Origin of the sequence: Pedobacter africanus (genome assembly GCF_040548825.1) — a bacterium.
GTDB lineage: Bacteria > Bacteroidota > Bacteroidia > Sphingobacteriales > Sphingobacteriaceae > Pedobacter > Pedobacter africanus_A.
On sequence record NZ_JBEPSL010000001.1, the window covers coordinates 1,585,576 to 1,598,425 of the forward strand.

9 protein-coding genes are annotated in these 12,850 nt (G+C 43.2%); all 9 read right to left on the reverse strand.

Annotated elements, in window-relative coordinates:
• Positions 1-32: 32 nt before the first annotated feature.
• Positions 33-1,505: a RagB/SusD family nutrient uptake outer membrane protein gene (locus ABIE26_RS06525; protein WP_310138744.1), complete on the reverse strand. Its 1,473-nt coding sequence runs from the start codon at positions 1,503-1,505 to the stop codon at positions 33-35.
• A 10-nt stretch (positions 1,506-1,515) separates the two neighbouring features.
• Positions 1,516-5,139 carry a SusC/RagA family TonB-linked outer membrane protein gene (locus ABIE26_RS06530; protein WP_310138743.1) on the reverse strand — a complete coding sequence of 1,208 codons (3,624 nt, stop codon included), beginning with the start codon at positions 5,137-5,139 and terminating at the stop codon, positions 1,516-1,518.
• Positions 5,140-5,327: 188 nt separating this feature from the next.
• Entirely contained in the window at positions 5,328-6,422 is a 1,095-nt protein-coding gene (locus ABIE26_RS06535) for a FecR family protein (RefSeq protein ID WP_310138741.1), read from the reverse strand.
• An 89-nt stretch (positions 6,423-6,511) separates the two neighbouring features.
• Positions 6,512-7,087, reverse strand: a complete 576-nt coding sequence (locus ABIE26_RS06540; protein ID WP_310138738.1) for an RNA polymerase sigma factor — start codon at positions 7,085-7,087, stop codon at positions 6,512-6,514.
• A gap of 189 nt (positions 7,088-7,276) precedes the next feature.
• Positions 7,277-7,837 carry a thioredoxin family protein gene (locus ABIE26_RS06545; RefSeq protein WP_310138736.1) on the reverse strand — a complete coding sequence of 187 codons (561 nt, stop codon included), beginning with the start codon at positions 7,835-7,837 and terminating at the stop codon, positions 7,277-7,279.
• A 36-nt stretch (positions 7,838-7,873) separates the two neighbouring features.
• Complete coding sequence (locus ABIE26_RS06550) at positions 7,874-9,187, reverse strand: HlyD family secretion protein (protein WP_310138735.1); 1,314 nt, start codon at positions 9,185-9,187, stop codon at positions 7,874-7,876.
• A 4-nt stretch (positions 9,188-9,191) separates the two neighbouring features.
• Positions 9,192-11,393 carry a peptidase domain-containing ABC transporter gene (locus ABIE26_RS06555; protein WP_310138733.1) on the reverse strand — a complete coding sequence of 734 codons (2,202 nt, stop codon included), beginning with the start codon at positions 11,391-11,393 and terminating at the stop codon, positions 9,192-9,194.
• A 9-nt stretch (positions 11,394-11,402) separates the two neighbouring features.
• Positions 11,403-12,506 (reverse strand): TlpA disulfide reductase family protein, encoded by a 1,104-nt coding sequence (locus ABIE26_RS06560; RefSeq protein WP_310138731.1) that lies wholly within the window; start codon positions 12,504-12,506, stop codon positions 11,403-11,405.
• Between the two features lie 53 nt (positions 12,507-12,559).
• The gene (locus tag ABIE26_RS06565; RefSeq protein WP_310138729.1) at positions 12,560-12,829 is read right to left on the reverse strand and encodes a hypothetical protein; all 270 of its coding nucleotides are present in this window, start codon (positions 12,827-12,829) and stop codon (positions 12,560-12,562) included.
• Positions 12,830-12,850 lie beyond the last annotated feature (21 nt).

Here is a 12,850-nt window from a genome sequence, read left to right on the forward strand (position 1 = left end):
CGTTTATTAAATTGTTTTTTTTGTCCCTGTTTTTATGGGTTTTGCTGCAAACCCGGATTAGCGTTTATGATATACTGAGGAAACCGGAAGGTTAACCTTTCAGGCCTTAATGGATAGGATTTGACAATATTTCCTGTGGCATCATACATGTGATGTACCATGCCTACTGTAGATTTGTAGGTGTCGTCAACTGAAAGACGACGCATATCCCACCAACGCTCTCCCGTGGTAGCAAATTCTCTGATCCTTTCTTCTAAAATGTATTTGGTCAGCGCCACTTTATCTGAAGCGATATTTGCGGGTACATCGGCTGCGTTTGCCACATTTTTGTTCATCCTTGTTCTACGCAAGGCAACAAGGTCATTAACGGCATTGGTAAGATCACCTCTACGTGATTCGCATTCGGCCTTTAACAGATAAACGTCTGGAACATTTATCCCCATATTGGCATATTTGCCATAACACCTCATCATTTTATTCGGATAAGTAGCGCCTGTTGGCGGGAAAGGTGAGGCTGTAAAAAAATTAAGGCGCAAATCTGTTGTTGTATACAATTCTGCAGTTTGTCTGCTGATGGGAATACCTGAAAAAAAATAACTGTAAAAATTAATGAACATTTTCAGATACAATACCTCCTGGTCGATTTGCATATTGGTCCTGTTTGGGCCTGTAAAGGGGTTGACCGGGAAGAAAACCCCTCCTGTACTAAAAGCGCCATTAAAATCATATAGTCCTACTGAAACACTGGCGTTTGAAAGATTTGCGAGACAGGAGGTAAACAAGGGCAAGGCTTTATCAAATTGCTGCATGTATACGTATACTTTTCCCAGTATTGCCTCTGCAGCTGCTCTGGACATGCGGTGTCTGCTGATGATCCGGGCAGGCAGATCAGAAATGGCTTCCGTTAAATCGGCGATGATCAGGTCGTAAGCGGCCTGTACTGAGACTCGGGTGAACGTAGTTTGGGTTACGTCTGCTATTTTTATTAAGGGAATACCAGGGTCAGAAGCAGCTGTGACGGCATTATAGGGTTTGCCATAATAGTTAACGAGCATGAAATGCACCCATGCCCTCCCGGCTAGCGCCTCGGCACGCAGACTCTTTTTCTGAGCATCGTTCCCTTCTTTAGATTCCATTACCTCGTTAATTACCTTATTATAGGTGTATAACTGTTTTTCCAATTGGGTTAGTTCAGATGTATTTTCAGTTGGCAGGTAAATGTCGTCCTGATATTCGAAAGCCTTTTGATCGGCAATGTTCAAAACACCTGTTCCGGGGCTGTACAAAGGGGCAAAGCCCGCAAGCTCATCAGACATTACAATCTGTGAAACTGAAGCTATAGAATTTAAGTTAAGGTCATTCAGCAAACGCTCATAATCAGAGGTTTTGGTGGCAATGGCCACTCCTTTTGGAACAACTTCCAGAAAATCCTTTTTACAAGAACTTAAACTTATGGTTAGAATAGCAATGCTGATTATGTTTATAATATTTTTATAGTAAGACATGGCTTTTAAATTATAAGGTTAAATGAACACCTACATTAAATGCATTTTGGCCTGTAGGCAGGGATCTTGAGCCATAGCGTGCATCCTGAAATTCAGGATCAATACCGTAATCATTGGCCTTCCAAAGCATGATGTTTGACATACCTGCGCGTAGGCTCAGGCCTTCAATTTTCAATTTTCCGATAACAGACCGTGGAAATGCATAGGTTAACCCCAAATCCCTTATCTTCATGTAAGAAGCGCTGACCACATTCTGGTTGCCATAAATATAATAGGCTGTGTTTCTGTCTGCGTTATCAGAAGGTGTCTTATATCCTGGAATATCGGTCCGGTTCTCATCACCAGGTTTTTGCCAGCGATTGGCAAAATCAGCATGCAGGTTTCCTATTTGGAAATTCTGGTTGCTAATAAAACCATAACCCTGTGTGGATTCTATATAGGTGTTATTTACGTCGCGGAACATGACGTGGCCAAGATTGTAAATGACATTGATGTTGAGCGAAAGACCTTTATAAGCAAAGGTGTTGGATAGCCCCCCACTCCATGCCGGCTGGAATACGCCCTTAAATAACACATCATTTACCTTAGGTAAGTCTGCATTCGTCATTCCTAAGGATGTGGTACCGTCTGAATGTCTTACTAGTGGGTTACCATTGGCATCCAGTCCGGCGTAGTTATAAGCAAAGACAGAGAAGGCAGGATAATTTGGTAAATACTGGGCAGCGATCTGATCGCGACCAGTGGCGACAGCGGTTAGCAGGTTGATTTTGGTGATCTTATTCTTATTGTAAGCCAATGTAAAGGAACTGTTCCACTGAAAGCTATGGTTGCGGATGTTTACAGAATTAATGGCAGCCTCTATTCCTTTGTTTGAAAGATCACCTACATTACCTACAATGGTAGGAAAGCCTGTAAAAGGATTTACTTCCAGAGGCCCGATCAGATCGGTTGATTTTTTTTGATAGTAATCCAATGAAGCGTTCAGACGGCGGTCCAGCAGAGAAAGGTCTAACCCAATGTTAAGTGTTCTGGTTTGCTCCCAGGTCAGATTCTTATTACCAGCGGTAGCTACATAGTATCCTTGTCCACCCGGTACATAAGGATTTGATAATGGTCTTAATACATCCTGACTCGCACTTTTACCCGGCAGAGGAGAATTTCCACCGATGCCATAGGTAATCCTGGCCGACAAATCGTTCACAAAGCTGACGCTCTGCATAAATTCTTCATTGCTTAGGGCCCACTTACCGCCAACGCTCCATGCAGGTTTGCGTTGTGCCGATTTGTTAATTCCAAACAAATTACTTTTGTCCTGTCTCCAGCTTGCATTTATGGTATATCTTTTACCATAGGTATAGCCCAGATTGGCGTAATAAGATCTGAACCTGAGTAATGATTCGTGTTGTGTAACAGGGGCTTCACCGAGTGTTGAGTTTCCTCCAAATATTGCATTTCCACCGAGCGATGGCAGGATTCCTCCTACTATACCTGTTGTTGCCAGTGTATTGTAATCAAGCAATACCGATGTTTCTGCGTTCTGATCGTAGCCGTATACAGTATTGCCTGTGATGATATTCTTCTGTTCCTGTTCTTCATACCCTGCCAGCACACTGAGTTGATGGAGCTGATTTAATGTAGCGTAATCATAAACCAGTTGATTCCTGAGTGTCCAGTTCTCATCGGTTAAACTGGAAACAGCATATCTGCCGCCAGTATTGGGTAAATTATATTTGATATTTCCGTTATTGTTCTGGGCAAACCTAAGCAGCAGGATGTTCTGGCTATAATTTGTATTGTCGTCGTATATTGTTGTTCGGTTTGTTCCTCTGGTATAGCCAAATACACCCTCATAGCGTAAGCCTTTGTAAAGGTTTATGGTAAGACCTGATGTTAGGCGTGCAATTAAGGCATTGCTATTTGTAGTGCCGGTTTCTGCATTACTAAGCGGATTATAATTCAGGCTCCGTCCGGTTAAACTGGCTATCGGGCCAATGGCTTCATTTGGCAGGAAACCCAGATAGGACATGTCGATATTGTTACCTTGTGCATCACGGAACAATTGATAAGGCAAAAAGCGGTTATCAGGTGAAACAGCCCGGTTTGAGCCGGTACGCTGGTTGGTCAGGTCGCCAATAAAGAATGCCTTGATCCAGCTGTTGAAGGTGTAGTCGTTCCGTGTATTGATCTTAAATGTATTGTCTTTATTTCCAGGGATGTAATTTTGATTACCTGTATAAGCTAACGAAGTATAATTGGCATATTTTTCGGTGCCGCCAGACATAGACAGGGTATGGTTCATCAGCGTTTGCGGACGGTAAAAGATATCCCGCATCTGGCTCAGGTTATTTATGGCGGCAAGACTATCCAACCTGCTAGCTCTTACAGCTGCCGAAATTTTTCCACGGGAAAAATCCCACTCTATTTGCCGATCAGGTGAATAGCCGGTATTGCCGGTAGCGGGACTATAAGCAGGATTGTAGGCAAAGCTTACAGGATCAAAGGTTTCTTTAGATGCCTGGATATACTGCTGACTATTCAATACCGGGAAATATTCGATATCAGGCCGGCCCTGGAAATTGGCAAATGCGTCGTAATTGATCTTCAGTTTCTGACTGTTCTCCCCTTTTCTGGTGACGATCACAATCACACCATTCGACGCACGGGCACCCCAGATGGAGGCGGCAGTTGCATCCTTTAGTACGGTTACATCCAACACATCCTGAGGGTTTATAAAAGAGATGTCAGGCACTGCGATCCCGTCTACCACAAATAAAGGAGAAGCACTCGTATAATTTTGTACTGTAGGCAAGGTCGTTAATCCGCGGATCAGAAACTGCTGTTTGCCAGAGGTCGGTGAGTTGTTGATTACAAGTCCCGGGATAAGGCCGTCCAGCCGCTGTATGATATTGGTGCTGGTTGCCCTGTTGGCCAGCACCTCCATATCAGGTTTTGAAAATGAACCGGAGCTCCGCTCTTTTGATATCTTCTGGTAACCCGTACTTACAATGACCTCTTCCAGATTTCCGGAGAGCTTCATTTTAATGGTGCCCAGATCTTTTGCGGCTTTAACAGAATAGTCCTGGTAACCTGTATAGGAAATAATGATGTAAGCCTTTTCATCTATGCTTTTAAGTTCAAATTCTCCGGCAGCATTTGTTATGGTAACCGCTTTTCTTCCCTTAACCATCATAGAAAAATCCCCTGTTTTCTTGTTTTCAGAAGACTCCTGAAAGATGATGCTTATGGTTGCCCCGGGCAAGGGCTTTCCTTCTTCATCCAGTACCCTACCCTTTACATCAATTTCGCTAAATAGATCAATAACTTTATCCAGGATAGATTTCTTTTTGGCTTCTATGACCACAATTTTGCCATCAATGTTATAGGTCAGCGGAACTTTGCTGAACAGGGTTTTCAGCGCCTCGTCTAAGGTTACATTGTTGAGTTTAAGGTCTACCAAGCCGGCGCTCCTCACCAGTTTGCGTTCGAATAAAAAATCGTAGCCGGTTTGGGACCTTATCTTTTTAAGGACGTTTTCAATGGAAGATTTCTGTTCGTTTAGTGTTACCCGCTGGCCAAAGGTAGCGGCACTTACCTGTAACATGGTTACTATTAATATGGCGGTGGTTAATCGCATAATGCGCAATAGTTTACAACTATAAATTTTATACATTTGTTTAAGGTTTTGGTGAGCATGCTGCCTTTAGGTTCGAAGCTTCGGCATTATGCGTTTACGTTGATAATTTGATTCATCTAAGCCAAACTTGGGTCAGGAGTGTTGGTGCACTTCTGACTTCTTGTTTTAAGGCTTATACAGGATGGTATCTATTTTTCCACTATAATCCTCCTTCCTTCAACTTTAAAGTGTACATTTCCTACCTGTTCTATTTTTTCCAGTACTTCAGAAAGCTTGCTTTTCCTGGAGATCCAACCGCCCAGTTCAATGTCTTCCCTTACACCAGGGGCGTATTCAATATCTACATCATACCAGCGTCCAATTTTCCGCATGGTTGTTTTAAAATCCTCCCCTTCAAATATAAAATCCTCTTTTTTCCAGGCCATTGCCAATTCTATATTGGCCGGAACAACCTTAAGCTGATTACCTGTAATTACCGATTGCTGGCCTGGTTTCAGCATCGTTTCATTAATCTTCACACTCCCTTCCAGCAGGGTTGTTCTAGCGGTGCTGTCGTCATCATAATTGCTGATGTTGAAATGCGTACCCAGCACTTCTACCCTTTGTTTTTTGCTTTGTACAATGAATGGGTGAATTTTGTCTTTGGCTACTTCAAAATAAGCCTCCCCATTTAGCGTTACTATACGTTCACCACGCTTGTTCAGACCTTTATGATAGGTGAGGCTTGAGGCTGCATTTAACCACACACGGGTACCATCCTGTAGGCTTATCTGGTAAGTACCACCGCGAGGAGTATTAATGGTAATGCCTTTTTCCAGGAGCGATAAATCTTTTGATCCTGTTTTTACCTGGGTTCCATCATTATAGTGGAGCTGGTTATCCTGTATATTTAATCCTGCTTTTGCATCACTTAAACTGATGGTGCTCCCGTCGGCCAATATGAGGTAAGCCTTGTTGCTACCCGGAGCAATGTCGTTTGCATAAGGTGCAGCGTGTTGGTTTTTATAAAAATAGAAGCCAATACCCATTACGATAAACACAGCAGCAGCACTTGCCCACCATATTAGTTTACCTGGCCATAATTTAACTGATTTGTTTTCTTCATTCTCCTGCAATCTCGCCCAAATCCGTTCAACGCTTCTGTCTGCAACAGTACTTTCTATTTTTAACGGTTCTTCGTTTCGCCAGGTTATATACCAGCTTTCCAGCATGGCAAGCTCCTCTTCGCTGCAGTTACCTGCGTCAAACTTTTCTAACAGTGCTTTTACTTCGTGTTTGTTCATATTAAAGGGTGGGTTTTGCCCTGATTAGTACTATAGACCCTTAACATCCGGGTAACAGGTAGATGATATTAAAAAAAAGAAATATTTTTTTACCTGATCAGGAAAACGAGGTAAACCAACAGGCCAAGCTTTGTTTTCAGGATCTTTAAGGCATTGGTTACCTGCCTGGAAACTGTCTGTTCTGAAATGCCCAATTGTTCTGCGATTTCTTTGTGCGAAAGGTTATGTTTGCGGCTCAGCTCAAATACTTCCCGCATTTTTGGGGGCAGGGCGGCAATTTCTTTTTCGATCCTCATGGCCATCTGATTTTCCCGCACCAGGTAGTCGGTAATATTGCTGCTCTGTTCACTTGCCTGCTGAAATGAGGAAATGTATTCAGATTCAATATCCTTATGCGCCAGTAGCTTGAATATGCGGTTCCTGACTGCGGTATACAGGTAACCTTGTAAATGGCTTTTCAGTTCAAAAGTTTCCCTTCTGTTCCATAATGTGGCAAAAAGATCGTGGATCAGGTCTTCCGATTCTTCGTCATTTCTTAACCTTTTGAAAGCATGGGCATACAACAGGTATTTGTACCTGTCATAAATCTGGGTAAATGCAAGCCTGTCTCCGTGCTTTAGCAAGGAAACAAGTTCCTGATCTGAAAGACCACCATACGTTACCATTGTATTTTCCCTTCCGTCTGAATGATTGTCTAATTTAACTATTTTTCTCTAATCAGACTGCTGAATGCCCAATCTGTTTCATCAGAATTTCCACAATCTTATAAATATTAAATGACATTTACTATGGTATGGTCATAAAAAAGGCGCAGATCATCTGACCTGCGCCTTTTTTATAACTTAATAATTTCTTTATCTTTTGATCTCATTCTTCCTGAAAACCACAGCAATATCTTCAAGTTCTTTATCGTTCAGTTTAGAGCTTTTCTTTAAGGAAGCAATAAAGTGTGCAACTTCTTCCGGTTTTGCCGGACAGCCTACGTTATCGCCTTTAGCGGTAAGTGCAGCACCTGCAGGTCTCATCTGCGAATCGGCAACCAGGTTTTGTTTGGCATCAAATACCAGCCATGTAGGTAAGCCCTGATCGGCATTGTTGTATTTTTTCAACAGATCGGCAGCGCCTGGGTTTTCCAGGTTTTCTTTTCCCTTGCTCTCGTACACTGTAAAGTCGGCAATCACATAATTTTTGTCGAAGTAAGGTTTGATGGCCGGATCGTTTAAGCTGGCCGTCATTTTATGGCACCAGCCGCACCAGGAGGCATGAAAAACAGCCAATACCTGTTTTTTTTCTTTTGCAGCCTTTTTAATGGCGGCGTTCAATACCTCGGTAGCCGGGGCAGGTGTGCTTTGCGCAATTGCCGTTTGAATGGTCAGCGCTGCTGCAAATGCGAACAACAATGTTTTTAGTTTCATGATCTAATAAGTTTGTATAAAGTTAAGGGATTTCCCTCAATTGCTGTTTAACATCTTTGTGATATTCCTCATGAACCTTTGCAGCAGGGAACTTTCTTCAGTAATGATCTCTGCATCCGCCTGCATACCGTTTTTCAATACAATCTTATGCTCAGGGTCTTTGTTCTCAAAGCGTTCAAAACCGATCTTGGCAATAAATACACTATCCTTAAAAGCCACATCAGAGATATAGTTGACCTTGCCCCTGATCAGTCCATACTGCTCAAAAGGGAAACTCCTCATCTTTACCAGTGTGCGCTGCCCGGTCTTAACCTTACCCATGTTATACTGCGGGATGTACACCTCTCCAAAGAAATCGGTATTGGCCGGGTTGATCATAAATACCTCCTGCCCTGCGTTCAGGGTCTGGTTTTCCTGCACTATCCCTGCATAACTCACCCGCCCATCTACAGGCGCCCTTAAAATGTACTGGTTGATCCAGGCATCGGTTTCGGTTACCATATTGCTGAGCGACTGTACAAACTTTGCCCTTTCGTCCTGTATGGTATGTTCCAGCTCCAGGATTTCCTTTTGTTTGGCTGCATAATTGGTATTGTTGTTCAGCAAGGCGGTAGCGCTTTGCTGCAAAGGATACCTGCCGGCCAGGTATTTGTTCTCCTGCTGCTTAAATTCGCTGGTAGAGACCATGTTTTTCTGGTACAGTTTTTTGTAAGCCTCAAACTCATGCTCCACATTGGCAAACTCCTTTTCCTGAATCTTTTGCTGGTCGATGATCTGCGCCTTTAACTTTTCGATCTCTTTCAGGTCGCGCTCCAGGAACTGTTTCCTGTTCAGGTAATAGCCCCCATTCTGTGCCGATACATATTGCAGGTACTGCTGGTAAAAATTCTGGTAAGCCCCCTGCAGTTCGCCCAGGTTTAAGCCTTTTACCAAAAGGTTCGGGGCAATGCCGCTAGCACTCAGTTCAGCAGTGATCTTTGCCAGGATGTCGTGCAATTTCAATACATCGTTATGATTGGCCGTACTTTCCATAAAGGCCAGGGGCTGGTTTTGCTTAACCGTGCTGCCTTCTGGAGCCAGCAGGCTAAGCAGTTTACCGGTCTGTTTTACAAATACTGCCTTTGGTGCATTCAGGGAATTGACCTTCAGACTGGTTTTCACCACATCGGGGTATTGGATAAAGGCAGAGATCAGTACTATGGCCAGCAGGATAGTGAAAATCAGCGTTATGCCCCTGCGCAGGAGCCAGGAAGGCACTGCAGTGATGATCTCCTGCACCTCCTCGCTGTTCACCTCCAGTCCGTTGATCCTTTTGTCTGTTTCCTGTGCCTGTTCTGTTGTTGTTTCCATATACTTATGCCCCCAGTTCCAATTGGTTTTTCACCAGCTGATAATATTCCCCATTAGCACTTACCAGTTCCTGGTGTGTGCCCTGTTCTATAATTAGCCCTTTGTCCAGCACAATGATGTTATCGGCATGTTTAACCGTGCTGAGCCTGTGGGCCACCACCACTACCGTACGTCCTTTAAAGAAGGTTTCCAGGTTCTCCATGATCACCTTTTCGTTATTGGCATCCAGTGCATTGGTAGCCTCATCAAAAAAGATATAGTCCGGGTTTTTGTAAACTGCCCTTGCAATCAGCATTCTTTGCCTTTGTCCCTGACTGATGCCATTTCCTGCCGCACCGATTTTGGTGTTCAGGCCCAGCGGCAGCTCTTCAATAAACTCACGGATATTGGCTACCTGGATGGCATGCAGCAGTTTGGGCATGTCCGGGTATTCATCGCCCACGGCAATGTTGCGGGCTATGGTATCCGAAAAGATAAATCCATCCTGCATCACAATGCCGCATTTGCCCCGCCAGTAGCGGTAACCGATCTGCTGCAGATGGGTACTGCCCACCCTGATCTCGCCCTTTTCAGGTTCATAAAAGCGCAGCAGTAGCTTTAAAATGGTGGTCTTGCCGCTTCCGCTCATGCCTACAATGGCCGTAGTTTTTCCTTCGGGGATGTTCAGGCTGATGTTTTGCAAAACAGGCTCATTCCCCGCACCGGGATAGGTAAAGGTGATGTTCTGCATGCTGACGCTTTTGTTCAATGGAAGTTCCCTTAAGAATTGTCTGTCAACAGGTTCTTCATCTTCCAGTTCATGGATCTCATTCAAACGTTCCAGACTGATCTTGGCATCCTGGAAGGATTGCAGGAAACCCAATAGTTGTTCTATAGGGCTGTTCAGCTGGCCTACGATGTACTGTATGGCCATCATCGCCCCCAGGGTAAGCTGCCCGTCGATGACCGATTTGGCGACCATAAAGGTAATCAGGATGTTCTTGCCTTCGTTGATGAAAAAAGCCCCAAACTGCTGGTACTGCCCCAAAGCCAGACTTTTCATGCTGAACTTGAACAAGCCTGCCTGTATGCGCTCCCATTCCCAGCGTTTCTGCTGCTCGCAGTTGTTCAGTTTGATCTCCTGCATCCCGCCGATCAGCTGTACAATATTGCTCTGGTTTTCTGAAGAAATGTCGAAACGCTTGAAGTCCAGCTCCCGGCGCTTTTTAAGGAAAAAGATCACCCAGAGGCTGTACAGGATACTGCTTACCAAAAAGATGATAAAGATGTTGACATTGTAATAGGCCAGCACAAAGGCAAATACCACCAGGTTGAACAGGGAAAATATGGTACTGAGCGATGAACCGGTTAAAAAACTCTGGATACGGCCCTGGTCGCTCATCCGCTGCATGATGTCACCCGTCATTTTGGTTTCAAAGAAACTCATGGGCAGCTTCATCAGCTTGATCAAAAAATCTGTAAGGATGGAGATATTGATCCGGGTGGTGATGTGCAGCAAAATCCAGGAACGGATAAAATCAACACTCATCCTGCCCAGAAACAGCATGGTCTGGGCAATCAGGATGATGTAAACAAAGTTCAGGTTGCGGGTATTGATCCCGATGTCGACTACCGACTGGGTCAGAAAAGGCAGAATCAGTTGCAATAAACTGCCTACGCCCAGCCCTACGAACAGTTGAACAATGAGCTGTTTGTACTTGTACAGGTAGCGGAGCATATAACTCAGGTCGAGCCCTTTATTGGGGTCACCTCCCTGGGCATAAAATTCAGGGGCAGCAGAAAGCGTTAAGGCAATGCCCTCTGAATGTCCGTTGTTCTGGGTGCTGAGCCAGCACCTTAAAAACTCTGCTTCTTTATATTCAATCAGTCCCCTTGCCGGGTCGGAGATGTGATAAGTTCTTTTGGAAGATGATTTTGAGCTGATCTTGTACAGCACCACAAAATGCTTTTGCTGCCAGTGCAGGATGCAGGGCAGGTCTATTTCATGCAGCTTCTCCAGGCTTAGCCGGATGCCTGTGGTACGGAAACCGATCTTTTCTGCAGCTTCACTGATACCCAGCAGGGACACGCCCTCTCGATTGATGCCGGAGATTTCGCGCAGACGCTGCAGGCTGTAATTGCGGCCATAGTGTTTGGCAATGATGCGCAAACAGGTCGGGCCGCAGTCCATCTGATCGGGTTGTTTATAATGGGGGAATTTTTTCAAGTGGGTAAGTTACTCTAATGTTTTCTTTATATATGTTTCGAGCTGATAAAGTTCTGTATCCATTTGATCAGAATTGTAGACAATCATGCCATCTTTATTGACTAACAAACAGGTGGGGATTGCATAAACACCAAATGATTTTTGGATTTTGCTCACAGAAGGCTTTAATCTTTCAGATACATTTATCCAGTCCAGTTTATTTAATTGTACATGTTTTTTCCAACGCGCTACATCGTCATCATTGTTAAAATATACAACTTTTAGACCCTTACTTTTATAGTTTTTGTATATTTCTTTTAATCTGGGTAATTGTTCCTGGCAGGGACCGCACCAGGTGGCAGAAAAAACGATCAGATAGTTTTGCCCTTTAAGGTCATTATTGTTAAACTTTTTATTATCAATATCATTTATAACAAACTCCTTTACTTTGTTGCCAATTTTTGAAGACTCCGTATTGGTTATCAATGCTAGTTTTTCATCGTATAGTTTTTTACCAATTTCAGAATTTCTAATACTATCCTCGAAAATCGCAAGTGTAGTCAGTATCTTTTTCGCATCCCCAACGTTAGTTGTTGTTTTACCAATTAAATATAAAGACAATATAGCTGTAAAATTATTTTTGTAAGCATGAAGTGCTTTCATTTGTTCGGCTATAATTTCACTATTGAGCGCGGCTGTAACTTGATAATAACCATTTATTTTTGTAGATGCTGCTTTGGCATTAAATATGTTTTTCAATTCGTTATCGATATGATTGCTCTTTGAATTTGATTGTAGCTTCAACAAGCCTCTGTCATTAATTAATTCCATATTGAAATTATTTATGCCCGAATCAAGGAAGAAATTGGACGCAACAGATTTTCCTTTGTGTAATACTGAAAAACGTACTAAACTAGCTGGCTGGGTCATTTTTCCTTGCATCTTTATTAAGTTGTTTGTTACAACACAAGAATCCACTCGTACAAACCTTAGCGTTGTAAAGTCCATAAAACTTAAGTAGATCTTTTTCCCCGTTAAAGTAGCACTGAATGCATTGAGCACGAAACTATACTGACTAAAGCAAGGGATATTAATCATAAGACAAAATACTACAATTAAGCTCCAGGTCTTCATTTTTTATCTTGTTAAGGGGGAGCACATTAATGACTCCCCTCTTTTGGAATAACTTAATTTACTTGTTTGCAAAGGTCCCACGGAACGCTTTCAACCGCTACGCCATCTTCATAGTTTACACATCTACACTGCCCGGTTTGCATAGGTTCACAGGTTCCGTTATAAGGACCAAAAGCATGGCAAATCACATTTTCTTTACATCGTCCTATAACACACATATCTGTTATAGGGTCATAAATTTGGCCTGGAGGACAGGAAACAGTATCATTTCCTCCTGTTATTTTTTTCATTTCTACCCTGTTTAGAGGAGTTAGATTTTTCATAACATTGAATTTAGAGTTTTA

Coding starts and splice junctions, on each gene's coding strand:
- ABIE26_RS06540 (WP_310138738.1), bottom strand. CDS start 7,087: ATGGTAACGTATGGTGGTCTTTCAGATCAGGAACTTGTTTCCTTGCTA.
- ABIE26_RS06565 (WP_310138729.1), bottom strand. CDS start 12,829: ATGAAAAATCTAACTCCTCTAAACAGGGTAGAAATGAAAAAAATAACA.
- ABIE26_RS06525 (WP_310138744.1), bottom strand. CDS start 1,505: ATGTCTTACTATAAAAATATTATAAACATAATCAGCATTGCTATTCTA.
- ABIE26_RS06530 (WP_310138743.1), bottom strand. CDS start 5,139: ATGCGATTAACCACCGCCATATTAATAGTAACCATGTTACAGGTAAGT.
- ABIE26_RS06545 (WP_310138736.1), bottom strand. CDS start 7,837: ATGAAACTAAAAACATTGTTGTTCGCATTTGCAGCAGCGCTGACCATT.
- ABIE26_RS06550 (WP_310138735.1), bottom strand. CDS start 9,187: ATGGAAACAACAACAGAACAGGCACAGGAAACAGACAAAAGGATCAAC.
- ABIE26_RS06560 (WP_310138731.1), bottom strand. CDS start 12,506: ATGAAGACCTGGAGCTTAATTGTAGTATTTTGTCTTATGATTAATATC.
- ABIE26_RS06535 (WP_310138741.1), bottom strand. CDS start 6,422: ATGAACAAACACGAAGTAAAAGCACTGTTAGAAAAGTTTGACGCAGGT.